Origin of the sequence: Bradyrhizobium sp., assembly GCF_050014615.1 — a bacterium.
Taxonomy (GTDB): Bacteria; Pseudomonadota; Alphaproteobacteria; order Rhizobiales; family Xanthobacteraceae; genus Bradyrhizobium.
Genome location: NZ_JBEKCZ010000001.1, coordinates 1 through 25,422, shown reverse-complemented (window position 1 = coordinate 25,422; position 25,422 = coordinate 1). Strand labels below are relative to the sequence as shown.

23 protein-coding genes are annotated in these 25,422 nt (G+C 61.6%); 10 read left to right on the top strand and 13 right to left on the bottom strand.

Going from position 1 to position 25,422, the window contains the following annotated elements; all coding sequences use genetic code 11:
- Positions 1-165 precede the first annotated feature (165 nt).
- Positions 166-795: a single stranded DNA-binding domain-containing protein gene (locus tag ABR948_RS00115; protein ID WP_428113020.1), complete on the top strand. Its 630-nt coding sequence runs from the start codon at positions 166-168 to the stop codon at positions 793-795.
- A 40-nt stretch (positions 796-835) separates the two neighbouring features.
- Here the strand turns inward: ABR948_RS00115 and ABR948_RS00110 are convergent, their stop codons facing one another.
- Positions 836-1,465, bottom strand: coding sequence for a thiamine pyrophosphate-dependent enzyme (locus ABR948_RS00110; protein WP_428113017.1), 630 nt, complete (start codon positions 1,463-1,465; stop codon positions 836-838).
- A complete protein-coding gene (locus ABR948_RS00105; RefSeq protein ID WP_428113137.1) occupies positions 1,459-1,986 on the bottom strand; it encodes a thiamine pyrophosphate-binding protein in 528 nt (175 codons plus the stop codon). Before ABR948_RS00105 ends, ABR948_RS00110 begins: the two co-directional genes overlap by 7 nt.
- A gap of 215 nt (positions 1,987-2,201) precedes the next feature.
- Here ABR948_RS00105 and ABR948_RS00100 point away from each other — a divergent pair, with 215 nt between their 5' ends.
- The 4 genes from ABR948_RS00100 to ABR948_RS00085 are packed head-to-tail and all read left to right on the top strand — an operon-like array spanning position 2,202 to position 6,059.
- On the top strand, positions 2,202-3,230 hold the full coding sequence (locus tag ABR948_RS00100) for an ABC transporter substrate-binding protein (protein ID WP_428113015.1): 1,029 nt from the start codon (positions 2,202-2,204) through the stop codon (positions 3,228-3,230).
- A 40-nt stretch (positions 3,231-3,270) separates the two neighbouring features.
- A complete protein-coding gene (locus ABR948_RS00095; RefSeq protein ID WP_428113012.1) occupies positions 3,271-4,122 on the top strand; it encodes an ABC transporter permease in 852 nt (283 codons plus the stop codon).
- A gap of 1 nt (position 4,123) precedes the next feature.
- Complete coding sequence (locus tag ABR948_RS00090; protein ID WP_428113010.1) at positions 4,124-4,942, top strand: ABC transporter permease; 819 nt, start codon at positions 4,124-4,126, stop codon at positions 4,940-4,942.
- Complete coding sequence (locus ABR948_RS00085) at positions 4,926-6,059, top strand: ABC transporter ATP-binding protein (RefSeq protein WP_428113007.1); 1,134 nt, start codon at positions 4,926-4,928, stop codon at positions 6,057-6,059. Before ABR948_RS00090 ends, ABR948_RS00085 begins: the two co-directional genes overlap by 17 nt.
- Here ABR948_RS00085 and recQ read toward each other — a convergent pair.
- The 5 genes from recQ to ABR948_RS00060 all read right to left on the bottom strand — a co-directional run bounded on the left by recQ (position 6,056) and on the right by ABR948_RS00060 (position 12,370).
- Complete coding sequence (gene recQ, locus ABR948_RS00080; protein WP_428113006.1) at positions 6,056-7,930, bottom strand: DNA helicase RecQ; 1,875 nt, start codon at positions 7,928-7,930, stop codon at positions 6,056-6,058. The genes ABR948_RS00085 and recQ overlap by 4 nt on opposite strands.
- A gap of 152 nt (positions 7,931-8,082) precedes the next feature.
- Complete coding sequence (locus ABR948_RS00075) at positions 8,083-8,835, bottom strand: polysaccharide deacetylase family protein (RefSeq protein ID WP_428113004.1); 753 nt, start codon at positions 8,833-8,835, stop codon at positions 8,083-8,085.
- Between the two features lie 18 nt (positions 8,836-8,853).
- Positions 8,854-9,879 (bottom strand): homoserine O-succinyltransferase MetA, encoded by a 1,026-nt coding sequence (metA, locus tag ABR948_RS00070; protein ID WP_428113002.1) that lies wholly within the window; start codon positions 9,877-9,879, stop codon positions 8,854-8,856.
- A gap of 16 nt (positions 9,880-9,895) precedes the next feature.
- The gene (locus tag ABR948_RS00065) at positions 9,896-11,200 is read right to left on the bottom strand and encodes an O-acetylhomoserine aminocarboxypropyltransferase/cysteine synthase family protein (RefSeq protein WP_428112999.1); all 1,305 of its coding nucleotides are present in this window, start codon (positions 11,198-11,200) and stop codon (positions 9,896-9,898) included.
- Positions 11,201-11,434: 234 nt separating this feature from the next.
- The gene (locus ABR948_RS00060; RefSeq protein ID WP_428112997.1) at positions 11,435-12,370 is read right to left on the bottom strand and encodes an alpha/beta hydrolase; all 936 of its coding nucleotides are present in this window, start codon (positions 12,368-12,370) and stop codon (positions 11,435-11,437) included.
- A gap of 173 nt (positions 12,371-12,543) precedes the next feature.
- Here ABR948_RS00060 and ABR948_RS00055 point away from each other — a divergent pair, with 173 nt between their 5' ends.
- The gene (locus ABR948_RS00055; protein ID WP_428112996.1) at positions 12,544-13,416 is read left to right on the top strand and encodes a branched-chain amino acid aminotransferase; all 873 of its coding nucleotides are present in this window, start codon (positions 12,544-12,546) and stop codon (positions 13,414-13,416) included.
- Positions 13,417-13,447: 31 nt separating this feature from the next.
- Here the strand turns inward: ABR948_RS00055 and ABR948_RS00050 are convergent, their stop codons facing one another.
- Together ABR948_RS00050 and ABR948_RS00045 are read right to left on the bottom strand one after the other, a co-directional pair.
- A complete protein-coding gene (locus ABR948_RS00050; protein WP_428112993.1) occupies positions 13,448-14,386 on the bottom strand; it encodes an amino acid--[acyl-carrier-protein] ligase in 939 nt (312 codons plus the stop codon).
- A 38-nt stretch (positions 14,387-14,424) separates the two neighbouring features.
- A complete protein-coding gene (locus tag ABR948_RS00045) occupies positions 14,425-15,648 on the bottom strand; it encodes an acyl-CoA dehydrogenase family protein (RefSeq protein WP_428112991.1) in 1,224 nt (407 codons plus the stop codon).
- A 360-nt stretch (positions 15,649-16,008) separates the two neighbouring features.
- Here ABR948_RS00045 and ABR948_RS00040 point away from each other — a divergent pair, with 360 nt between their 5' ends.
- On the top strand, positions 16,009-16,281 hold the full coding sequence (locus ABR948_RS00040; protein ID WP_428112988.1) for a phosphopantetheine-binding protein: 273 nt from the start codon (positions 16,009-16,011) through the stop codon (positions 16,279-16,281).
- A 128-nt stretch (positions 16,282-16,409) separates the two neighbouring features.
- Positions 16,410-17,474: an alpha/beta hydrolase family protein gene (locus ABR948_RS00035; protein WP_428112986.1), complete on the top strand. Its 1,065-nt coding sequence runs from the start codon at positions 16,410-16,412 to the stop codon at positions 17,472-17,474.
- 34 nt (positions 17,475-17,508) lie between these two features.
- On the opposite strand, the gene ABR948_RS00030 is transcribed toward ABR948_RS00035, so the two are convergent.
- The 4 genes from ABR948_RS00030 to ABR948_RS00015 all read right to left on the bottom strand — a co-directional run bounded on the left by ABR948_RS00030 (position 17,509) and on the right by ABR948_RS00015 (position 21,008).
- Complete coding sequence (locus tag ABR948_RS00030; RefSeq protein WP_428112983.1) at positions 17,509-17,988, bottom strand: DoxX family protein; 480 nt, start codon at positions 17,986-17,988, stop codon at positions 17,509-17,511.
- Between the two features lie 90 nt (positions 17,989-18,078).
- The gene (locus ABR948_RS00025) at positions 18,079-18,474 is read right to left on the bottom strand and encodes a c-type cytochrome (RefSeq protein WP_428112981.1); all 396 of its coding nucleotides are present in this window, start codon (positions 18,472-18,474) and stop codon (positions 18,079-18,081) included.
- Positions 18,471-20,246 (bottom strand): GMC family oxidoreductase, encoded by a 1,776-nt coding sequence (locus ABR948_RS00020; protein WP_428112978.1) that lies wholly within the window; start codon positions 20,244-20,246, stop codon positions 18,471-18,473. The genes ABR948_RS00025 and ABR948_RS00020 overlap by 4 nt, the downstream gene beginning before the upstream one ends.
- Positions 20,247-20,258: 12 nt before the next feature.
- Positions 20,259-21,008, bottom strand: a complete 750-nt coding sequence (locus tag ABR948_RS00015) for a gluconate 2-dehydrogenase subunit 3 family protein (protein ID WP_428112977.1) — start codon at positions 21,006-21,008, stop codon at positions 20,259-20,261.
- 387 nt (positions 21,009-21,395) lie between these two features.
- Between ABR948_RS00015 and ABR948_RS00010 the strand changes: the two genes are divergently transcribed.
- Both ABR948_RS00010 and ABR948_RS00005 read left to right on the top strand, forming a co-directional pair.
- The gene (locus ABR948_RS00010; protein ID WP_428112974.1) at positions 21,396-22,967 is read left to right on the top strand and encodes a porin; all 1,572 of its coding nucleotides are present in this window, start codon (positions 21,396-21,398) and stop codon (positions 22,965-22,967) included.
- 402 nt (positions 22,968-23,369) lie between these two features.
- Positions 23,370-24,974: a porin gene (locus ABR948_RS00005; RefSeq protein ID WP_428112972.1), complete on the top strand. Its 1,605-nt coding sequence runs from the start codon at positions 23,370-23,372 to the stop codon at positions 24,972-24,974.
- The last annotated feature ends 448 nt before the right edge of the window (positions 24,975-25,422 follow it).

The following is a 25,422-nucleotide window of genomic DNA, read 5'->3' as shown; positions in this document are numbered from 1 at the left end:
GAGCCTGTTCGGTTCCGAGTTTTTTTGACGCGTTTTCCTGACGCGGACCGGCCGTGGCTCCGAAAATGGGGCCGTCGCGGAATAGTCCGGACACCCCGGTGTTCCGATTCAACACCAACAGCAAGGCCGCAGCAGCGGCCGCAACAGAACACAGGAGGAGCTATCATGAGGCTTTCATACAATTATGGACGTCTGGCGCTCGCTTTTGCCACGGCCCTCATTCCGATGGCGCTTGTCTCCGCATCCGCCTTTGCCGATGGCACCCCCGTCCGCGTGCGCGGCGCCGTCGTGAGCCTCGAGGGGACCACACTCGTGGTTCACGCCAAGGACGGCAAAGACATCACCGTCAATCTGGCCGAGAATTTTGCCGCGCTGGCCGTGGTGAAGTCCTCGATGGCGGATATCAAGGAAGGCACGTTCATCGGCACCGCGACGGTGACGCAACCCGATTCGACCTTGCGATCGCTGGAAGTCGTGGTGTTCCCCGATAAAATGCGCGGGACCGGCGAAGGTCACTATCCCTGGGACCTCGGCTCATCGAGCATGATGACAAATGCGACGGTCGCCAATGCCGTCAAGGGCATCGAAGGTCAAACCGTGACCGTCACCTATAAGGGTGGCGAAAAGAAAATCGACATTCCCGCCAATGTCCCGGTCGTTACGATTGTCCCGGCGACCAGGGAAGAGATCAAACCCGGTGCGATCGTGTTCGTGCCGACCCAACGTCAGCCGGATGGCGCCCTGAACGGCGGCGCTGTTCTCTTCGGCAAGGACGGCGTGATCCCGCCGATGTAGTTGCGAGGTTTCATCGCGGGCACGAAAAGGGCGGCCCACGCTAATCGTGCTGGAGCCGTCCACCGCCAAACATGGTCGGTACATAGCGCGGCGCTCCGATGGCGGACATGAAGCGGTGTTTGGTCAAAACCGGATCGAACGCAATCGGGGGCCGAACGACGTCGGGATCCGGCTTGGTCGAGAGCACCAGACAACGGGCGCCGGCGGCTTCGGCGGGAGCGCCCATCGCCGCAGCGAAAGCCTCTGGCGTCGTGACATTCTGCGCGCGGTCGATGCCGGCCGCGCGCGCCAGCGCGGCGAGGTCGAGGCTGGCATTGGTCAGGGCCTGTCCGCCGGAAGCGGCGTGAACGCCGTTCTGGATCAGCAGCACGGTCAGGTTGCCGGGCGCCATCGCTCCGACGGTGACCAGGGCTCCCATATGCATCAGGACGGCTCCGTCGCCCTCGACCACGACAACCGGCCGCGCCGGTTGCGCGATCGCCAGACCGAGCGCCAGCGGAAGCGCCAGTCCCATCGCGTCCTCAAAGTAGAAATTCTCGGGCCGGTGATGCATCGCCGCCCACAAATAGGATGCATTGCCGAGCGCCGTCACCACCAGCGCGTCCTTGGGCAGCTTGTCCGCGAGTACCTGATAGTAGTCGGCCCTGCTTGGCCTGATGGCGTTCACCATTGAACATCCTCCTGCGACAACAGCAGCGCGAACGGACACGAGGCTTCCTCGGCATAGGTTGCGGCGCGTTCGACCTGGGGACCTATCGGCCGGTTTCGATCGGCCAGCGCATAAGCAAGGCCGATGCCTTTGAGGACCGGTTCCGTCACCCGTCCCTTGGGGGCGTGATAGAACACGGGATCTTCAATGGTCCCGCGATATGAGACCAGCATCAACAGTGGAAACTGATAACGCTGGGCCAGCGAGACCATGCCGGCACCCATGCTCAGCAATCCCGCATTCTGCACAAACATCGCCGTGCGCAAGCCGCCCAGCCGGGTGCCGCACGCAATCGCCAGGGCCTCCTCCTCATGCGTCGCCCGCACCAACTTGATGGCCGGTTCCTGCTCGATGCGTACCAGAATCTCGCCGAGCCAGCTGTCCGGCACAGCAATTGCAACACCAAAGCCGAGACGTTTCAGAGTATTGAGGATCTCGGACGGCCGATGCGGAGTTGCGGATTGCTTACCCGGCGCCACCATCAATGTTCTCCTTTAGGGGTGAGCGACTTCAGGGGTGAGCGGCTTGCCGCCGCTTCATCCTGTTCCGACGGCGTTTAAGTTCTGCGCTCGGGCATGACGGCCGCGAATGTAGGAAAGATCGGTGCTGTTGTCGATCCGACACCGATGGTGCAGGATATTGAGACGGCGTGGTGCGGGATCGGATAGCAGCGGATAGTGCGGACAGGGGACCCAACATGAAACGTTTTTGGCTCGCGATCGTTGCGCTTGCGATTTCTTCGCTTGCTATTGCCTTGCCCGCGCAGGCGCAGGATAAACTGGTCATCAGCATCTGGGGCGGCAGCTGGCGCGATCTGGTCGCAGAAACCGTCGCGAAGAAATTTACGGCTGAGACCGGCGTCCCGGTCGAGTTTATCACCGGCGGCACCATCGACCGGTTGAATAAGGAAAAGCTCGCCAAGGGCAATCCCGAAAGCGACATTACGTTCACCACGTCCCATGTCGGCTGGCTTTACGCCAATGACGGGCTGTTTGAAGAACTTGATCTTGCAAAGATTCCAAACGCCAAAAACCTCGCCGATGAAGCCCGCATAAGTCCTTTCCACCTCGGTGCCTGGGCCTACGTCTACACCATCGGCTATCGCGCCGATTTGCTCGGTGACGTGAAGTTCGAGAGCTGGAACGATTTGTGGAAACCCGAATTGAAGGGCAAGATCGCGGGACCGGATTTCGATCCCAGCCATATCATCGCCGTCGCGGCGATTCTCTCGGGCAGCGACGCCGCGCATTGGGAAAAGGGACAGGACAAACTCAAGGCATTGAAACCCAATTTCAAGGCGTTCTATACCAACGATGCCAACAGCCAGCAGTTGCTCGCCAGCGGTGAAACGCCGGTGCAGATCGTGCTGTCGATGAATGCCTATTACATGATCGGACAGGGCGTGCCGATTACGCTGGCGATACCGAAAGAAGGCGCGGTTCTCGGCGTCGACACCGTGGCCATCATGAAAGGTTCGAAGAAGGCCGACCTCGCCTACAAGTTCATCAACACGCTCTACGATCCGGAGATTCAGGCCGAGATTGCCAAGCTGAAGAAGGGCAGCCCGGCGGTGCTCAATGCCAAAATCGATCCAGAAATAGCCAAGCTTCCCGGCGTCTTCACCACGGCGGCGCAATGGAAGCAGCAGATCAACATCGATGCCAAATTGCGTGCCGAGAAAACCGCCGAGTGGCGCAAGTGGTTTGCCGAGAACATCATGAATTGATCATGCCAGAATTGATCATGCCATCAGTTCCGCCCAGTCCGTGAACCCGCAACCCTTTCTCCGTACCTTCACGGCGCCTGCGGTGCTGTGCGCCTTCGGCTTCCTCCTGGCGTTGGCGGCCGTGCTGCAATTCAGCCTGCGCGCTTATGTTCCCGGCTCGCTCGATCCCGGCGGCTTTACGTTGGCGAACTTCACGGATTTGCTAAAGCCGCTTTATGCACGGGTGTTTTTCGACACCGTGGTGATATGTTTCCTGACCGCGGTCTCCACGCTGATCGTCGGCTATCCCCTGGCCTATGCTTTGGTTCGCACGCAGAGCGCGGTCATCAAATCCATTCTTCTCGTGATCGTCGTCACGCCGCTGTTTCTGGGCGAGGTGGTGCGCACCTATTCCTGGATCATCGTGCTGGGCAACAACGGCTTCATCAATTCTGTTCTGCTCAATGTCGGGATCATCCGGCAGCCGATCCAGTTCATGTTCACCACCTTCGGCGTGGTCGTGGCGCTGGTCCATGTGACAATGCCGGTCATGGTGATCATGCTGGCGGCGGGCCTGTCGCATATCGACCGGGACTACCAACGCGCCGCCGAGAGCCTTGGCGCTGGTCCCATTCGTGTGTTCCTGACGGTGACGCTGCCATTGTCGATGCCGGGCGTTGTGGCCGGCGTCACCACGGCCTTTGCGTGGACCTTCAGCGCGTTCGCCACGCCGCAGCTGATCGGGGGTGGACGGGTCAACATGATTTCTAACCTGGTGTATCAGCTCGGTTTCTCCAGTTTCAATTTCCCGTTCGCGGCCAGCCTGTGCGTGGCCGGCCTGGCGCTCACGATCGTGGTCTTGAGCGCGCTGCGGCTGGTGGCGCGCCCGCTCGAAAATATCGGACCGCACTGACATGCCGCGCTCGACCTATCAGCGCCTGCTCGGCCTCATCGGAAAGCTCGCCGTTGTGCTGATCCTCGGCTTCCTGGTGCTGCCGGCCGTGGTCGTGACCATCGCGGCATTTAACGACAAGGCGATCCTGTCGTTTCCGCCGCAGGCGTGGTCCTGGCGCTGGTTCGCCAAAGCCATCGCCTATCAGGATTTTCGCGACGGCTTTCGCAACGGCCTGATTGTCACGGCATGGAGCTCGACGATCGCGCTGGTGATCGGAGCTATGTTCGCCTTTGCGCTGCACCGCTACCGATTTCGCTTCAAGAAGACGCTCGAGGCCGTGTTGTTGTCGCCGCTGGTGATCCCGCACTTCACGGTGGGGCTTGGCTTTCTGATCCTGGCGGCGCAGATCGGCTGGAATCGCAGCTATGCGGTGGTGATCGCCTGCCACGTGGTGCTGGTGCTCCCCTTCGTGCTGCGCAGCGTCTATGTTTCCCTGCGCAATCTGGATCAAAGCTATGAGCGCGCCGCCGCCAGCCTGGGGGCGTCGCCGCTGCGGGTCTTGGTGACCATCACGCTGCCGCTGCTGGTCCCCGGCCTGGTCAGCGGCTGGCTGTTCGCCGCGATGTTGTCGTTCAACGAGTTCACGGCCTCTCTGTTTGTCACCGCGCAACGGACGCAGACCTTGCCGGTCGCGATGTATAATTATGTCAGGGAGTTCGCCGATCCCTCGATGGCCGCACTCTCCGTGATGTACATCGCGGCGACCGCCGCGCTGATTGTTTTCGCCAATGCGTATCTCGGTCTCGGCAAGGTGCTGAACATTGAACAAAGCCGCTGACAGAGGTGCAAAGGCGCCGCACGGATCGATCGCCCCCCATGCGGAGGGCGCGGTCCGGTTCGATGCCGTGACCAAGCGTTTCGGCGAGACCACCGCGCTCGACGGCGTGTCGGTGTCGATCAGGCAGGGCGAGTTCATGACCCTGCTCGGCCCGTCGGGCTGCGGCAAGACAACGCTGCTCAATCTGGCAGCCGGATTTCTCGGTCCCGACAGCGGAGAAATCCTGATCGCTGGCGAGCGCATGAATGACGTGCCGACCTACCAGCGAGAGATCGGCATGATGTTTCAAAACTATGCGCTGTTCCCGCACATGAACGTTGCCGGCAATGTCGCCTATGGCCTGAAGGTTCGCGGCGTTTCCAGGCAGGAGAGAGACCGCCGTGTCGAAGCGGTGCTGGCGCTGGTCCGGCTCACGGGATTTGAAGACCGCACGCCGCGTCAGCTGTCCGGCGGACAGCAGCAGCGCGTCGCGCTGGCGCGGGCGCTGGTCATCAATCCGACCGTTCTGCTGCTCGATGAACCCTTTTCCGCGCTCGACAAGAATCTGCGGGCATCGATGCAGGTGGAGTTGCGGGAAATCCAGCGCAAGCTGAATGTGACGACGATCTTCGTGACCCACGATCAAAGCGAGGCTCTGAGCCTGTCCGACCGCGTCGCGGTGATGTCCGAGGGGCGCATTCGCCAGCTCGGAACCCCGGAGCAAATCTACCGCCAGCCCTGCGACCGCTTTGTCGCGTCGTTTGTCGGCGACAGCAACGTGCTGCGCGGCCGGCTGGACAGTATCGACGGCACATTGGCCGTCATCGCCGTCGGGATCGCGCGGGTCAAGGTACCGCGCGAGCCTTTAAAAGATGTCGCGGCGTCCGCGGCGGTCGATCTGTTCGTGCGCCCCGAACACCTTGTGTTGACGGAAGCCACGCAGCCTTGCGCGACCAGCGGGACCATCGCCGCGCATGTGTATCAGGGCGGCTATGTCGATACCCATATCGAGTGCAGCGACTCCTTGCGCGATCGGCTGCTGGTGAGGTCCGGTGGACATGAAACCATGGCGCGCTGGCCGATTGGCTCATTGGTGGGCATTTCGATCGTCACCGGCGAAGGCGTTGCCTTCGCCTAGGCGCGGCTGGCTTTCACCAAGGCGATCAGCTCGTCGCCGTAATGCTCGAGCTTTTTGTCGCCGATCCCCGGGATGTTGCGGAGCTGCCCCGGGGTGGTCGGGCGCGACGCCGCGATGCCGTCGATCGTTGAGTCATGCAGCACGACATAGGCCGGCACACCGCGCTGGCGCGCCACCTCGGACCGCCACGCCCTGAGGGACCCGATCAAAGTGGGATCGCCGGCTTTACCTTGTCCGGCCGTTACCGAAGCAATATCGCCGCGCCTCGATTTGGTCCGGCTGGGGCGATGGGAGCCGGCGGTTGGCTCGCGCAGCATCACTTCAGTTTCGCCCTTCAATACGCCGCGCGCGGTCTCCGTCAGCTTCAGCGCGCCAAAGGCCTCGGCGTCGGGTTGCAGATGGCCCATCGCCACCAGCTGGCGGATCGCGCCACGCCATTGCTTTTCGTTGAGCTCGGCGCCGATGCCGAACACGGAAATCCTGTCGTGACCGAATTGCTTGACGCGATCGGTCAGGCGGCCGATCAGCACGTCGATTAAGTGCATGGCGCCGAAACGTTGCCCGGTGCGATAGGCGCAGGACAACAGCTTCTGTGCGATGACTTTGCCATCGCGCAGCTGCGGCGGCGACAGGCAGTTGTCGCAATTGCCGCATCTGGCGATCGCAAGGTTTTCACCGAAATATCCGAGCAGCCGGGTGCGCCGGCAGTTGGTGGTTTCGGCGAGGCCGACCAGCGCCTCCAGCTTGCCGATCGACACCCGCTTGAACGCTTCGGCGCCGCTGGATTCATCGATCATGCGCCGCTGCTGCACGATATCCGACAGGCCATAGGCCATCCAGGCGCTGGACGGCTTGCCGTCGCGGCCGGCGCGGCCGGTCTCCTGATAATAGGCCTCGATGCTTTTCGGCAAGTCGAGATGCGCCACGAAGCGCACATCGGGTTTATCGATGCCCATGCCGAACGCGATGGTGGCGACGATCACGACACCGTCCTCGTTGAGGAAGCGATCCTGATTGCGCGCCCGGATGTTGGCGTCGAGACCGGCGTGATAGGGCAGCGCCTCGATACCGGCCTTGGTCAGCGCGGCGGCTGTGTCTTCGACCTTGGCGCGCGACAGGCAATAGACGATGCCGGCGTCGCCGGCGTGGCGCTCGCTGATGAAGGCCTTGAGCTGCGCCGGCGCGTTCTGCTTGTCGACGATCTCATATCGGATATTCGGGCGATCGAAACTCGCCACAAAACTCGGCGCATCGGCGAGTCCGAGCCGATCGATGATCTCCCGGCGCGTGAGGTCGTCGGCGGTGGCCGTGAGCGCGATGCGCGGCACATCCGGAAAACGCTCCGATATCACCGACAGGCCGATATATTCCGGACGAAAATCATGCCCCCATTGCGATACACAATGCGCCTCGTCGATCGCAAACAGGGCGATCCGCGCCCGGCCGAGCAAAGCGAGGCAGCGCGGCGTCAGCAGGCGTTCGGGCGCAATATAAAGCAGATCAAGATCACCGGCCAAAAGCCGCGCCTCGACCGCGGAGGCTTCGTCCGGGGATAGCGTAGAGTTCAGCACCGCCGCCTTGACGCCGGACTCAAGCAACCCCGCGACCTGGTCGCGCATCAGCGCGATCAGCGGCGAGACGACGATGCCGCAGCCTTCGCGCAACAGGGACGGCAATTGATAGCACAGCGACTTGCCGCCGCCGGTCGGCATCAGCACCAGGCAATTGCCGCCACCGACGACATGCCCAATGATCTCTTCCTGCGCGCCGCGAAAGCCGGGCAGGCCGAACACGGAATTCAGCACGGAAAGCGCGTCGGGGACGATGTCTTGGGAACGCCTGGAAGCCGGGGCGGTGGCAGGAACAGACATGCGGTTTAGTTTGCCCGAACAGAAGCTGATGAGGATCAATCTCCAAGGCCAAGACCCCGGATCGCGATCCTAACAGCTCTATTCCTGATTCGGGCCGTCCTGCACGTCCAACGCGAAGTAAAATGGTGCTTATGCGCCGGCCCCGGCGGCGTTCATGCGCCTGCCGACCGCAACGCGTCCGCCACGCTCAGGATCTGGACATTCAGGCGCGCTGCCGCTTCCAGCGCATGCCGCAGCAGCGCCGGCGAGCAGCCGTAGGGACTTGGCTCGGTGGCCACGTCATGGCTGTAGAAAATGAGCCAGCCGTTCGTGGCGACGGCTTCGTCAAAGGCGCGATCGACGCCATCGCGATCGATATCGCGATCGATCAACGGGGTGGCGCGCAGAAACTGCAGATCCGCGACCCCGCTGTTGACCCCGGGTATAATGCCACGCGAGGAATGGAAGATTTTCCCGAGCTGGGCTTTGCGCCACACCGATCCGAGACCATAGGGATAGGCGAAATTCTCGATCCGGATGGAGGGGTCGAGCGCCAGCAGATAGCGACGGTTATCCTCGATCTCGGCCGCCAGCGCCGCCGCATCGAGGTCGGTGGTTCGGGTGTGCGAGAAGGTGTGGCAGGCGATTTCGTGGCCCTGGCTGTGAAGCTCCACAATCTCGTCGGCACTGATTCCGGCCCAATGGCTCGACGGCTTATCGACCAGCCCACCCGCGACATAGAAGGTCGCCCGCGCATGATACGCATCGAGGATCGGGACCCCGACGGTGGCCGCGCTCTTCGGGGTATCGTCGAAGGTGAAGCTGACCATCGGGGCTTTGTTTTGCAGCCGGAACGGCGCGATGCAGAAATGCCGGGCCAGGCGGTTGCTGACACGCGCCCTTAATGCAGACCAATCCGGGCGCATGATGCCACTTTCACCAGGTCAAAGGTTGGGGTGCGGTGGCGCCGCGTGCGCACCGTCGGAAAGATAGTTGAGCCAGTTACGCAGAATCGCCGTCGCCGCGGCAGCGGTCGCGGCGTCCTGCCGAACCGTGCGGTCGGGCAACTCGCTGCTCAGCCCCGGCCGGCGTTCGACGCGCGCGCGCCGCTCGAAAGCCGCGAGCCTCTGCTCGGTCTCGGTATCGAAATAATCCGCGGGGAGGGCAGGGTAGCCGTTGCGCTCGCCTGCCAGAAAGCGGGAGATATCGCGCAGATACTCCCGCTCCAGCGACAGCGGGTCATATTCAGGGTGTCCCTGAAAGAAGATGAACTGGCTGCGCAGTTGCTTGGCGAAGATATCGACGCCGCCTTGCGGCGAAAGCGTCAGCACCTGATAATCCCGCGCCGCCAGATCGTCCGCGCGCAGCTCATTGAAACGCGAGTGCGAAACCCGGAACGGCGAAGGCAGACCTGCCGTCAGCCAATGGTCGGCAACCCCAAAACACTCGTAGACCCCGGAACATTTTGTATCAAGCCGCTGTCGCTCGATGCCGTCCAGATGCAGGACCGCGGCATGGGCAGCAAGACACGACCAGATGGTTGAGCGGGTGTTGGTCTTCGCCCAGTCGACGATCGCGGTGAGGTCCTGCCAGAACGGTTCTTCCGGAAGCGAGGCTGCGTTTGGTTCGGCACCGGTGACGATCAATCCATCGATGTGCAGGCGGTCGAGATCGGCAATGTCGGTATATTTTTGATCGGTCCGCGACTTCGCCGGCTGCGACCGGTTCACGGATGGCAGCGAAAAACAGTGGAAGCGGATTAGATTGCTGCCGGCGGCGGCGGTCAGAAGCCGCATAAACTGCCGTTCCGTCGTCTGCAGCGCGGAGTCCGGCATGTTGTTGATGAGCCCGATCGTGAGCACGCCATCGGTAGCTTCCTGACCGCGATCGAGTCGGTCGGTCTCGCGCATCTGCGCAGGCGCCAGCGCCGGGCTGACGATCAATCGGCGCCTATCGTGCAGAAGGGTCATGCCTGGCTCGGTCGCCTTATTCTGCGGCTTCAAGCCGCGGATGCCTCGCGCAGGCTTGCGCGAGCGCCTGGTCGATATCCTCGATGATGTCGGAGGAGTGTTCGATGCCGATCGACAGCCGGATGGTTTCCGGCAATACCCCGGCCATGCGCTGCTGCTCGGCCGACATCTGCCGGTGCGTGGTCGACGCGGGATGGCAGGCGAGCGACTTGGCGTCGCCGATATTGACCAGCCGCGTGATCAGCTTCAGTGAGTCGTAGAATGTCTTGCCAGCCTCGAGACCGCCCTTGATGCCGAAGGTGAACAGGGATGAGGCGTGGCCATCCAGATATTTCTGGACCAGTTCGTAATAGGGGCTGTCGGAAAATCCGGCATAATTGACCCAGTCGACGCGCGGGTCGGCGCGCAGGAATTCCGCGACCTTGCGGGCGTTCTCGACATGCCGTTCGATGCGAAGTGCTACGGTTTCGATACCTTGCAACAGCAGGAAGGCGTTGAACGGCGACAGCACCGATCCCATGGTGCGCTGGTAGACGCTGCGCGCGCGCTGAATGTAGGCGCTGGCGCCGAATTGCTTCGTGTAGACCAGCCCGTGATACGATTCGTCCGGTTCGTTGAAGGCCGGGAAGCGGCGCGGTTGCTCCGCCCAAGGAAAGCGTCCGCTGTCCACGATCGCGCCGCCGAGCGTGGTGCCGTGGCCGCCGAGAAATTTCGTCAGCGAATGGACGGCGATGTCGGCGCCATAGTCAAACGGCTTCAGCAGGATCGGAGTGGCGACGGTATTGTCGACGACCAGCGGGACGCCGTGGCGATGCGCGACCTTGGCCAGCGCCTCGATGTCACAGACATTGCCGGCGGGATTGCCGATGGTCTCGGAAAAAATCGCCTTGGTGTTCTCGTCCACCAGCTTCTCGATCGCATCGGCCTTGTCGCTGTCGGCAAAGCGGGTGGTGATACCCTGGCGCGGCAGCACATGCGCGAGCAAAGTGTGTGTGGTGCCGTAGAGTTGGGGAACGGAGACGATGTTGCCGCCGGTGTCGGCGAGATTGACCAGGGCGAAATGCAGCGCCGCCTGTCCGGTGGCGACTGCGAGTGCGCCGACGCCGCCTTCGAGCTCGGCGACGCGCTTCTCGAGAACCGCCGTGGTCGGGTTGGCGATCCGGCTGTAGCGGTAGCCTTCCGCTTCGAGGTTGAACAGAGCGGCGCCGTGATCGGCGCTGTCGAAGGCGTAAGCCACGGTCTGGTAAATCGGAACGGCGACGGACTTGGTCGTCGGATCGGGATCGTAGCCGGCGTGAATTGCAATCGTTTCGTTGCGCATCTTCCACCTCCGCGTACGCATTTCGGGATGCGTTTTTTCGCCCGTGCCCTTGTTAGAGGGCAGAGGTCAAGCGGGCAATAATTCGCGCCAACATTGACGAAATAACCCTAATGGAGGTCAGCGTATTGATTAAAATTTGAATGAATTTGTTATCGTCGGGTAACCATGTTCGCGCCTTCGACCGAGCTTTTGCCGGTAGTCGAAATGCGTTGGTCGGGCCCTCGGCGGTGCCGGTCAGCCGACCGCGCGCCTGACCTGTTCGCCGATCTGGTGAAGGACCAGACGCCCCTGCGGAAGGATGGCGCCCATGGCCTGGAAGTTATGGATCATCCCGTCGTGACAGGTGTGTTCGACGGCAACCCCCGCCGCGACCAGTTTTGCCGCATAGGCGTTGCCCTCGTCGCGCATCGGGTCGAACTCGGCGGTATGGATAATGGCGGCAGGTAGCCCGGCGAATTTCACGGCGCGCAGCGGCGAAACTCTGGGATCGCCACGCTCCACCCCTTCCGGCAGATAAAGCGCGAGGTCCGCCTCCAGCGTGGCGCTGTCGAGCAGATGGTTTTCGGCGAATTCCGCGCGCGAGGGGGAAGTCTCTTCGAAATCGAGCACGGGACATATCAGGCATTGCGCCGCTATCGCCGGGCCGCCGCTGCGCAGCGCCTCCTGGCAAATGATGGCCGCGAGCGTCGCGCCGGCGGAATCGCCGCCGACCACCAGCCTCTGCGCATCGATACCGAGCCAGCGCGCCTGTTCGGAAACCCATTTGGTCGCCGCGATCGCATCCTCGACCGCGGCGGGATATCTGTGCTCGGGAGCCAGGCGATAGCCCACGGAAACCAGCCGGCAGCCCGTCACCTGCGCCAGCGCGGCGGCGACAAGATCGTGGCTCTCGATACTGCCGCCGACCATGCCGCCGCCGTGGAAGTACACGAAGCCCGGCAGAAGTTCGGTTACGTCATCGGCAGGCGCATAGAGCCGGTATGGAAGATCGCCCGCGGGTCCCGGCATGACGCCGTCGACCCCGGTCACCGCCGCCACGTCGGCGCGGGCGAGCCGCATCATTTTCGCAAACGCCTGACGGCGTTCACCGAGCGTAGAAGGCGACCGACCCTCCGATGCGGCCGCCGCCATCATCGCAAGGAAACGCTGCGCCGCGGGATCAAGGGGCATAGCCGCCTCCGGTTAAGGGAAAAGTAGTGGCTTATCGTCGTCGGTCAATTGTGGATCCATCGCTGGCGCCGCCATGGCAAGGGAATCCTTAGGGAGGGAATCCTCAGAGAGGGAATCCTTAGGAAATTCGGACAATAGTGGCGCTACCTTGCGCTGCCGCGTGGATGACAACCATGGCCCCGATCGTAAAACCCGTCAGCTATTCGCAAACCCTGACCTTCTTTGAAGGTGACTGGCATGAAGGCAATGTGCCGATCATGGGTCCGCGCACGCATGCGGCCTGGCTGGCATCGACGGTGTTCGACGGCGCGCGCGCGTTCGAGGGGGTGGCGCCCGATCTCGACCGCCATTGTGCGAGGGTCAATCAGTCCGCGATCAATTTCAAGCTGAAGCCGGTGGTCGATACCGCAACATGGCTGGGGCTCGCCCGCGAGGGAATTGCCCGCTTCGACGCCAATGCGGAACTGTACATTCGGCCGATGTATTGGGCCCAGAGTGGCAGCGGCGGCGGCGTGTTGTTCGATCCCGAAACCACCAACTGGTGTCTGTGCATCCACGTGGCGCCGATGCCGCCGGCGTCGGGCTCGGCGATCACCTTGTCGCCGTTCCGCCGGCCGACGATGGAAAGCGCCCCGGTGGACTGCAAGGCCGCCTGTCTCTACCCCAACAATTCGCGCGCGCTGATCGAAGCGCAGGCACGCGGCTTCAACAATTGCCTGATGCTCGACATGCTCGGCAATGTCGCGGAATTCGGCAATGCCAATGTATTCATGGCGCGGGATGGCGTGGTTTATACGCCGGCGCCTAATGGAACCTTCCTGAACGGTATCACGCGGCAGCGCGTGATGGGTCTGTTGCGCGCCGACGGCGTCACGGTGGTCGAGACCATCCTGACCTATGCTGATTTTCTGCGCGCCGACGAAATCTTCTCCAGCGGCAATTTCGCCAAGGTCGCGCCGGTGATCCGGATCGACGATCGCAGTCTGCAGCCCGGGCCGTTCTATGGCCGGGCGCGCAAACTATACTGGGACTTTGCCCACGCCTGATCTGTGGCCGTACAGCACGAATTCCCTGTTGTTACAGGCCGATCGTCTCCCGCACACCGACCGGCCACTTGGCGAGGTCGATGCCGTGGGTATGGAACATCGCCACCGCAAGCCGGTCCATTCCGAACGCCACGCAGCCGGTATGGGCCGCCTCGCCGTTCACGTCCTTGATGTCCCAGGTGGTGCCGAAATGGTCGCGGTGATAATTGAAGCTCATGCAGGCCGTCGGCTGTTCTTCCGAACGCAGCGGGATCAGAAGCTCGAATTTCAGCTCCTGCTGCTTCTGGCTGACCGCCTTCATCTGGCCGACGCGGCCAAAAAACGGATCGCTGGCATAATCGACCCTGAAGGTCAGGCCGAGATCGCGTGCGATGGCCTGGGCCCGCACCATCCAGCGCTCGCGGAAATTGGAGACATCGTCCGGGCTGCCGATGCAGACATATTCGCGCATCCGGAATGACTGCAGCCGGTCGAGGTGGCGCGATGGTTCGCGGCGAAAGCAGTCGGCCGCGACGTCAAATCGCAGGCCGCCTGACGGCAGCGGGCCGCGGCTCGCGGCAATCGGATAGACCGGATAACAGGCCGCCGGCGAGAGCACGAGATCGGCCGGCGAAAGCGATGTGGTCCAGTCACCGCCGGCGTCGAAGCGGCTGACGGCGGAGTTGATCTCACGTTCCGTGCCATGCAGGCCGCAAACGCAACCAAGCAGATTGGGGAAGCTCTTGAGATAGCCGGATTTCTCGAGCTGGCCGCGGTTCATGACCGGCGGGAAGCGCATCACCTCGGTGTCAGGCTCGCGATGCCGCGTGATCAGGGCGGCGAGCCGCTCGATCATGCCTTCATAGAGCGCCGTCCTGGCGTAGACGCCATCGGTGCCCATGGGGTGGAACAGGGCGCTGGCGAGATAATCCAGCGGATCGGCCGGTTGCGGTGTGGTCTCGGAGGTGGTCGTCCGGATGACTACATTCATGTTCAGGCCTCTTATGTCTGTATCGAAGGACCATTACGTTAGTCGCGAAGACCGGCGGGCACGCCGCTCATCAGGCTGGCGGTTGAGATGTTGGCGAGGATGCGGTCGTTGTTGATCATCAACGGCGCGGACAACACGTCGCGCAGATGCCGACCGACGCTGAAATCGCCGTCGTTGCGATATCCCGACAGGCCGCAGGCCCGCATCGCGCTCATCACGGTTTCGACCGCGAGTTCGGAAGCTTCCACCTTGAGCAGGTTGATCTGTGACTGGAAGTCGAGCGACGAGAGCGCGCGCTCGTCGTGCTCGTGGGCCATGTAGGTGTCGAGATTCGCAGTAATCATGGCGCGCAGCTTGGCGAGCGTCATCTTGGCCGCGGTAAAGTGCGCGGCACCAGGAGGCATCTGGCCACCAGCGCCGCGCGCGGCCTTGCGGATGAACGCTTGAGCGCGCTCGACGGCCGCGGCGGCAATTCCGGCCCAGGCCGAAGCCCAGCATAGATGGGCCACCGGGGTCATCGTCTGCGCATGGATTTTGTCGTAGGCTTCCGGGAACACCTGCTCGGCCGAACCTGTTGCCTTCAGTTCGAATCCCGCGCTGCAGGTGCCGCGCATGCCCAGCGTCTCCCATTCGAGACTGCGTTCGAGCGTGTAATTATCCCTGGTGAAGGCCACCAGCACCTGGTCGGATGCGGCGGCATCGTCGGCGCGGCGGGCGATCGTGATGACGCCGTCGGCCTGCGCGCCGTAGGAAATCACCGTCGCGTTGCGCACCAGCGAGATATCCGTTCCGTTGCGCTCGACGGCGGCGGAACTCGAGCGGACGTTGCCGCCGTTCTGTCCTTCGGTCGTCGACGAGGCCAGCAGCAATTGTTCGGCCGCGACCCGGCGCATCAGCGTTTCGTGCCAGTCGCTGCCGGTTCCGTGCCGGACCAGGCAGGCGATTTTTGTCTGATGCATCGCGAATATCATGGCCGTGGAAGCGCAGGCGCGGCCGAGCGTGTAGCACATGTCGGTAACGTCCGACATCGACGCGCCGTCGCCGCCGAATGCCAGCGGAATCTGGATTCCCAGCAGTCTCTGCGCGCGGGCGGCATCGATCGCGCCCTGCGGGAAACGTGCCTGGCGATCGACGTCCTCGGCTTCAGCGGTGGCTGCGGCCGCGACGATGGTCGTGCGCTGGAGGAAAGAACTTCTGTCGACAAAGGCGTGTTCGCCGGATCTGCGCGCGGCGGTACGTGACTTGAGTTCCTGCACGTTCATGACCGATATAACCTCCGGGGTTTGTCGGTGCGAAACGTCCGCGCAAGCATGGCGCCCGATTTTCGCATCGATCGCGCAACAGCATCCGATCGTGCCTCAAGGCTAAGGATTTAATTCAAATGCGTCGACGAAATTCAGGGTAAATGACATTCATTTCAACCTTGACGGTTAATCAGGCGTATTTTGATACCCATCGATTTCTCGCTGCCCATCAATCTTTGCGCAACCGCGCGTTAGCGTTAAGAGCAAAATGACAAGTTGCGTCAAACCAGAGCCACTGTCTTTCAGGCCCAGTGGGGTTATAAATCTGGGATCAGTTCCGCAGCGTCCGATCGGACGGCGACAGGTGGAAGGTCAGAGATGAAAGCCTTTGAAGCCGATGTTCAGGACCGGGTCCTTGCGCTGGTCAAGGCCATCCTCGAACAGAACGCGATTGTCGCTGAAGTCGATCCGCAATCGCGGCTGGTGGATGTCGGGCTGACCTCGATGGACATGGTCAACCTGATGCTCGGTGTCGAAGCCGAATTCGATTTCACGATTCCGCAATCCGAAATAACGCCCGAGAATTTCCAGTCGATCGAAACCCTGCAGCGGATGATCGTCAATCAGCTGCAGCCTGCGCACGCCGCCTGATCCCGGCAAGGATTGCCTCCAGTCGGCCGATCGCTACAGATGGGCTGTGAGCGGACTGGCGGGATTGCGTGATTCGGAACAAACACCTCAGATATTTCGCGACGGCCTTGCTTGTGGCGGTCGCTGCAATGGTTTCGGCCACGCCAGGGCGCGCCGAGGATATTCGTCTGGACGCGCTGAACATTCCGGTCTCCGGATCAGGTGGTGCTGCGTCCGTCGTGCTGGAAGCGATGGTGGTTCGCCCGGACGACCGGCTGCCTCATCCGCTGGTGGTGCTTAACCACGGCTCCCCGCGAAGCGCGGATGATCGTCCCACCATGACGCCCTTTGGCCTATGGGCGCAGGCGGTCGCGTTCGCGCGGCGCGGCTGGGTCGCGGTCGCTTTCCTGCGCCGCGGCTATGGTCGCTCCGGCGGTGAATGGGCCGAAAGCTATGGCCCTTGTTCCAATCCGGATTACGCAACCGCCGGGCGGGCCGGGGCGAGCGATATCGCCGCCGTCGCCAAATTCATGATGGCCGAACCCTATGTCGGCAAGGGCAAGTGGATCAGTGTCGGTCATTCGGCCGGGGCCTTCGCCACCGTGGCGCTGACCGCCGACCCGCCGCCTGGCCTCGCCGCCGCGATCAGCTTTGCGCCTGGAAGGGGATCGAGCGGCCCCGATGCGGTATGCGGCGAGAAGCAGCTTGTTTCGGCGTTCGCCGAATATGGCAGGACATCACGGCTGCCCTTGCTGTGGGTGTCCGCGCAAAACGATCACTTCTTCGGCCCGCTTCTGGTGCCGCGACTGACCGGCGCATTTTCGGCGGCGGGCGGCAATCTCACCTACATCAAGGCGCCGCCATTCGGGAGCGATGGGCACCAGCTCTTCAGCGCCGCCAATGGCGTCCCGGTCTGGTCGCCGATCGTCGACCGGTTTCTGGCGTCGAACAATCTCGTGTTCCGCGACCATCTGATGGAAATTCCGGTGCCAAACCCGCCGGCCAGCCTGAGCCCAAACGGCCGCGCCGCGTTCAAAACCTATCTCGATAGCGGACCCAACAAGGCCTTTGCGGCCGCCGGCAACTCGCGTTTCGGATGGGCCACCGGCCGCCGCACCGTCGAGGAGGCGCGCCAAATTGCCCTGGGCTATTGCGTGTCAGGCAGCTCTGCCAAATGCACTGTTGTCAACGTCAACGACAAGCCGGCCGAATAGCAATCGCGGCGCCGGCCAATTGTCGCCGCGCGCGTCAGAGCTTTGATGGGCCGAGCGTCGACTGCAGCGAAAAGGCGCCGCTGCCGGCGAGCACCAATGCGGCCTGGGCAACCAGCCAGAACAACGGGTATTCCCAGCCGCCGCCGGTGTTGGAGTAACCCCAGCCCACCGGCCACTTGATCCAGACCACGACGGCCAGAAACACCAGCAGGAACGCGGCCCATTGGCGGGTGTACCATCCGAGCAGGATGGCGACGCCGCCGATCACTTCAAGGCTGAAGGTCGGCCATGCCAATAGCGGCGTGATGCCATTCTTCGCCAGCAGCGCCGCATGGGTTTCCATGCCGCGCGAGGTCTTGAGGAAGGCGTGCACAATCCAGTCAAATCCGACCGCCACGCGCAACACAAAAAGCCCGTAGGGAGCGAGGATCGGATCGACGGTCGCGTTACTGAACAGCGCGGTGAAAATGGCGGGCACGCCGCTGCGGCCGTCTCTATATTGGTCAACGCTCACGTCTTGTTCCTTTCCGGTATCGTCCAGAAAATCTTTTCTTAGGTTCATCGCCAGCATAGGCCCCGCGGCCGGGGCGCTGCAACCAATTGTCTACTTCGATGCCTTCGACAGATAGGCGATGAGATCGGCGCGGTCGCTGGCGTTGGCCATGCCGGCATAGGGCATGCGGTTGGCCGGCACCGTGGCTTGCGGATCGGCGATGTATTTCTCGAGTGTCTCCGGCGTCCAGACGATCCCACTGCGCTTCATCGCCGGCGAATAGCGGAAATCGGCGAGTTCACCGGCCTTGCGCATGAAGAGACCATGCAGGCTTGGTCCGACTTCGTTGGCGCCGGCCTCGAGCTTGTGGCAGGCGGCGCATTCCTGGAAGCGCGCTTCACCGCGTACCGGGTCGCCGTCGGCGGCGCGAGCTATGCCGACCGGCAGCAACGTCGTGACCAGCACCGCCGTCACCAATAACTGCGCCGCGCGCACCCTGCCGATCATGCCTGCACCAGCGGACCGGGGTTTTTCAGGTAACGGTTCTTGATCGCGTCCGCGGTCCAATAAGCCAGCGCGCCCACCGGTCCGGTCGGGTTGTAGGCCGAATTGTGCGGGAAGACGTTGGCGCCGATCACGAACAGATTGTGACAATCCCAGCTCTGCAGATATTTGTTGAGGGCGCTGTCGCGCGGATTGGTGCCCATGATGGTGCCGCCGGTATTGTGCGTGCTTTGATAGGGCACCACGGTCCAGGGATCGGTTCGCGCGGACGCGGGGTTGAGCCTGGTGGGATTCATCGACTTGGCGATGGTGTTGATGGTCTGGGCGGCATGGCCGCCCATTTTATGTTCGTTGTCCTTGTAGTCGAACGTCATGCGCATCAGCGGCTGGCCGAACGCGTTGCGGTAGGTCGGGTCGAGGTCGTAGCAATTGTAGCGGTTGGCCATCACGCTGCCGCTGGCATTGATCACCATCGCGGTCTGGTACCATTTCGCGGTCGCTCGCTTCCAGTCGCTGCCCCATTGCGGCGTGCCTGACGGCACCGGCCGGTAGCCGATCGGCAGCGGGGTGTTGAAGCCGCCGGCGACGACATAGCCACCGACGAAATCATGCGGTGCGCGGTCGAACGCCCAGTTGCTGTTGAAGTCGTCGATGGTGGCATTGGAGCCGCCGGCGTTCATGAACGGGTTGAAGTACTTTCCTTCGAAGAACAATGTCGCGCCGGCGCCGGTCTGATAGCAGTAATTCTTGCCGATCACGCCCTTCTGCGCGACCGGGTCGTAGGGCGTGCCGATGCCCGACAGCAGCATCAGGTGCACATTGTTGATCGCATAGGCGCACAGCAGCACGATGGTGGCCGGCTGTTCGAATTCCTCGCCGTTGAGCACGTTGGTATAGGTGACGCCGGTGACGCGCTTGCCGTCGGAGGCCTTGAGCACTTTGGTGACCCAGGAATTGGTGCGCAGCTCGAAATTCGGATTGCGCATCGCGATCGGGATCACCGTCATATGCGGGCTGCCCTTGGCGTTGGCTTCGCAGCCGAAGCGCTGGCAATAGCCGCAATACTGGCAGCCGCCGAATTTCGAACCGTCCGGATTGGTATAGGGCTGCGAGGCGTTCGCCGACGGCCGCGGAAACGGATGATAGCCGGAATCGCGCGCCGCGTTGGTGAACATCTCGCTGGCCAGGATCGGCGTCAGCGGCGGCAGCGGATAGTCGCGGGCGCGCGGCGCCTCGAACGGATTGCCGCCGGCCTGGATCTGGCCGCCGAGATTGCCGGCCTTGCCGGAGACCGCGGCGGTATATTCGAACTTGTCGTAGTAGGGCTCGAGTTCGGCGTAGCTGATGCCCCAGTCCTGGATCGTCATGTCGTCGGGGACGGATTTCTTGCCGTAGCGCTCTTCATAGTTGGAGCGGATCTTGAATTCCATGTCGGTCCAGCGCCAGGTGTGACCGCTCCAGTGGACGCCGGAGCCGCCGACCACCTCGCCGGGCAGGAAAGAGCCGAGCCGGCGCATCGGCAGCGATGGCTGCTGCGGATTGTTGCGTACCGTGATGGTGTCGCGCGCGGTGTTCTGCATCAGATCGTGGCGCACGACATAGCGCAGCTCGTCGCGGATATTGGGCAGCGAATAATCGTTCTCGCTGGTGCGTTGCGCGCCGCGCTCGAGCGCGACCACTTTCAGGCCGGCCTCGGTCAGTTCCTTGGCCAGAATGCCGCCGGTCCAGCCCAGCCCGACGATGACGACGTCGACTTCCTTGAGTTTTGTGGCCATGACGTGTCCCCCTCAGCTCATGTCCGCGATGCCGACGGGCTTGTTCGGAAACGGTTTGCCGCGATATTTCTCCACGTCATCGCGATGCACCGCGATGACGCCGGGAAAGCCGATGATCGCCCATCCCGCCTTGTTGCGATTGCCGCCATAGATCGGGTCGGAATACATGCCTTCGATCACGGTCTGGTACAGCGTGGTCCAGAACACCCGCACCGGCAGTCCGCTGTCGAAGGTGATCTTGCCGGTGGAGAGGCCGATCAGTACCTCCTGGCGCTGCGCCTCCTCGATGCGGTCGAATGTCCTGCCGTAGGCCTTGCGGCAATGCGTATTGGTGGCCTCAATGCCGGCACGATAGAGCTGCGCCGGAGTCAGCGGCAGCTGGTAGCCCTGGCTCGGGGCGCCGAGTTTCCAGGGTCCTTGCATGTACAGCCGCTCGCCCTTGCCCCAGGCGCCGGCCAGGGCGCGGTCGATATAAATGTTGACGCCGAGATCGGTGCCCTTCGGGCTGATCTCGTCGGCAGGGACCATGTGATCGACCAGGGCCTCGACGAAAGCCGCCTCATCGAGATTGAGAAAGGCGTATCCGGCCGCCGCGGCGGGCGCTGCCGGTTGCTGGGCCTGCGCGGTTTCAGGTGTTGTGATCCCTGCGGTCCCGCCTGCCGCGGCAGCGCCGCCGACAATGGCGGTCTTGAGAAAGTCGCGCCGGTCGAAGCCTTGGTCTTTTGCTTGTTCTTTTCTTTGGTCTTCTCTTTGTTCTTTCATGGTCGCCTCCCCTGCCGCCGGGGACGAGAAATCCCGCGGTCATATTTTTGTTAATCAGCATGCTGCTTTTGAAGCAGCTCGGCAAGGTGTGATTCAACAGGTCGGGATCATCTCGACTGACGGTTTTATGACAGGCCTACGAAGTTTCTTTCAAGGAGGTTCACATCGTAGCGACCTCATGCAGCGCCGCTTTCACGTGTGCGTTTGCAGCGGCAATTTTTGTCGGCTTCCTGGTTGCTGTGGCGAGCTGGCCACAGAATTTGCGCGTGCGCTGCCGCAGAAGAACGCCGAAGGGGTCCTCGTCCGAAGGCTCCGTAACTTGGTTCGCGGATTGTGTGTGCCGCGTTTTTTTGGGGAACTTACGTGAGAAGGATTCTTCTATCTTCAGTGGCTGTCTTTGCCTTCGCGGCGGCGGGCCATGCCGACGAGCTCTCGGATATCCAGGCTCAGGCCAAACAGCTTCGTGAACAGAACCAGGCGATGACGAAGCGCCTCGCGGATCTCGAGAAGCGCCAGCAAAAGCTTGAGCAGCCGCAAGCGCAAGCTGCGCAGCCGCACATCAATCCGGCCGATGCGATGGCTGCCGATCTGCCCTACAAGGCGGCGCTTAAGGCTCCCGCCCCGGTGAACGACGACCTGTGCTGGCACGGCGTTTGTCTGTACGGCAATATCGACATGGGTCTGAATTATCAGAACCATGGCGCCCCGTTGAGCCCCATGGCCGTCGGACCGCTGGACTATCTGGTGTCGAAGAACTCCAACGGTTCGTATTTCGGTGCTGGCCCCAACCAGCTCAGCACGTCGGTTATCGCCCTGAGGGGCAAGCAGGAGATTGCGGACAATCTGTACGCCGTGTTCAACCTGCAGGCATTGTTTGACCCCGCGAGTGGCACGAGTTCCAACGGGGTAGGGTCCGTTTTCCAGAACAACGGATTGAGCCTGACCCAGCAGAACGCGTACAGCGATTCTTCCAAGGCCGGCCAGATGTTCAACAACGCGGCTTATTTCGGTATCAGTTCGCCGACATACGGCACGCTCACCATGGGCCGCCAAAGCACGCTGAGCTCGGACCTCGTCACCAACTATGATGCCCTGGGCGGTTCGAACGCCTGGTCGGTGCTCACCTATCAGGGGGCAAACGGCGGCGGCGGAGATACCGAGGATCGTGTCTACGACAACTCGTTCGAATATCGCTTGAACGTTGGCCCCGTTCGCCTTGCCGTGGAAACCCAGCTTCGCAATGGCGGCAATAGCGGCACCGGAAATGCCTTCGAAGGCGATATCGGCTTCGACTATATGGGCTTCTCGATGGATTTCAACGGCGGCAAAATCTACGACGCCGTTTCCGCGGCGCCTCTGAGTGCTGCGCAAGTAACGGCGTTGTCTACCGCGACCTTCGGCTGTTCCCTGGGCTGTGTGGCCGGCACCGTCTCCGACAACACCCTCTTCCAGGTCGGTGCCAAATACACCATCGGGGCGTTCAAGTTCTTTGCCGGCTATGAGCGTATCGATTTCGCCAACCCGAGTAACCCGTTGCTGCCCGGTGCCTTCCTCGCGGGCGGATACAACGTCAGCAATCCTAACAACACCAACTTCACCACCGACAAAATCCTGCAGACGGTGTGGGTTGGCGCGAGATATTCGGTCAGGGCCGACCTTGACCTGACAGCCGCCTACTACCACGAGAACCAGAACAGCTTCATCATCGGGAACGGCAGCAACCCAACAGGGACGTGCAACACTGTTGTCTCCGCGGGCTGCAGTGGATCGCTCGATGCGGTTTCCTTTGTCGCCGATTGGCGCTTTGCGAGACACTTCGATGCCTATGCCGGCGTGATGTGGTCGCAGGTGCAGAACGGTCTCGCCAACGGCTTCGCCCTGGCGAACGGATTGCCGGGAGCGACTGGCAACAAGGCATCCGCGTTCGATCCAGGTGTCGGACTGCGCTACCAGTTCTGATGTTTTGATCTAGCGACAGAGACAATCAAGGACAGAGGCATTTACGGCTCGCATCGGTGACGCGATTTCGAAATGTCTCTGTCTTTGACATCAGTGTCTTTGGCAACAGATGAAGGATTTTTTTAAATTCGTGCTCGGTCGCGGTGTTGTTCGTTTTATTCCTTAAATTTTTTGTCATAACAAAAAGTTTAATTTGTAAATCCGTATTTATCGAACTTTGTCGGCTTCCAGATTCCCTGTTGCGCGCTGGTGACATATTTTCTCAGCGCGCTGATGCAGGATGAGTCGTCTTGGGGGCCTCATCCGAGGTTTTCATCATGATGGCAGGTTCGCGAACGATTGGTGTCGCGCCTTTTTGGGGGGACTTAAGTGAAAAGGATTTTCTTATCTTCAGTGGCCGTGTTGGCGTTCGCCGCGGTAGGTCACGCCGATGAGCTCTCGGATATCCAGGCTCAGTCCAAACAGCTCCGCGAACAGAACCAGGCGCTGACCAAGCGTCTCGCGGATCTCGAGAAGCGCCAGCAGAAGCTTGAAGCGCAGTCGCCCGCGACACAGGCGCAGACCGCAGCGCCGCGCATCAATCCGGGCGATGCGATGGCTGCCGACCTGCCCTACAAGGCCGCCGTCAAGGCTCCTGCTCCTGCGAATAATGACCTGTGCTGGCATGGCGTCTGTCTGTACGGCGACATCGACATGGGTGTGAGCTATCAGAACCACGGCGCGCCGTTGAACGCCTTGGCGGGCGGTCCGCTGGACTATTCGGTCCAGAAGACCTCGAACGGTGCGTATTTCGGCGCCGGCCCCAACCAGATGAGCACCTCGTTCATCGGTTTGAGGGGCAAGCAGGAAGTCGCGGACGGTCTGTACGCTATCTTCAACTTGCAGACCCTGTTCAACCCGGCGAGCGGCATGAATGCCAACGGTCCCGGATCCATTGCGCAGAACAACGGATTGGGCGCCGCGGGCGCGCTGCCGGGTGCGAATTCCTACGGCGATTCGTCCAAGGCCGGTCAGATGTTCAACAACGCGGCGTATTTCGGTATCAGTTCGCCGACCTACGGTACGTTCACCATGGGCCGCCAGAGCGCGCTGACCTCGGATCTGGTCGTCAACTATGACCCGATCTCCGGTTCGAACGCCTTTTCGATCATCACCTATGAGGGTGCGACCGGCGGTGGCGGCGATACCGAAGACCGCATTCTCGACAACTCATTCGAATACCGCTTGAATGTCGGGCCGGTTCGGTTGGCGGCTGAAGCGCAGGCCAGGAACGGTGGCAACAGCGCCACCGGCAACATCTTCCAGGGCAATATCGGCATCGACTATATGGGCTTCTCCGCGGACGTCGTCGGCGGCAAAACCTTCGATGCCAACGCCGTCGGAACCACTCTGACAGCAGCGCAGGTCACGGCGATCAATACCGGTACTGCCGGGGTCAGCTGTTCGCTCGGCTGTTTGTCCGGAACCATCTCCGACAACACCTACGTTCAGGTCGCCGCCAAATACACCATCGGGCCGTGGAAGCTCTATGGTGGCTATGAGTATATCCAATACGCCAACCCGAATAACCCGCTGACTGCCGGCGCGTTTGTCGAGGGCGGCTACAATCTCAGCAACGTCAACAACACCAACTACACCACCGATAAGGACCTGCAGATCTTCTGGGCTGGCGTGAAATATGCGATTACGCCGACCCTCGATATCGTCGGTGCTTATTACGGCGAACGGCAGAACAGCTTCGTGAACTCCACGAACCCGACCGGAACCTGCACCACTTCCATCTCTTCCGCGTGTAGCGGTGCGCTGGATGCGGGCTCGTTCGTTATCGACTGGCGCTTCGCGCGGCAGTTCGATCTCTACGCGGGTGTGATGTACTCGCAAAAGACCGGTGGTATCGCCAACGGCTTCATCCTCACCGCGACCAACCCTGCTGTTGCCGCGACGTACAACACCTACAACAAGGTGTCTGCGTGGGATCCGGGCGTTGGTCTGCGCTACCAGTTCTGATGCGTGATCGAGCGATTGGATGATTGAATAAGAGAGACAGAGGCATTTGAAGGCTGCATCAGCGAGCCGGTTTCACAATGTCTCTGTCCTTCAACTATGCGATCGGTTCAGTGTGCGAAGTTGGATAAAATTTTTTTTAATAAATTTTTTTTTATTCTAAAAATCATTTTAGAAATTTTTGTCGGCTTCGAGAATTCCTGTTGCACGGGAGTGACATGTTTTGTGGGGGCGTTGATGCAGGATCGGTCGTCTAGGGGGACCTCATTCGAGGTCTCATCATGATGGCAGGTTCGCGAATAATTCGTGTCGCGCCTTTACTCGGGGGATTTACGTGAAAAAGATTCTTTTATCTACGGTGGCCGTGTTCGCCTTTGCGGCGGTCGGTCACGCCGATGAGCTCTCGGATATCCAGGCTCAGTCCAAGCAGCTCCGCGAACAGAACCAGGCG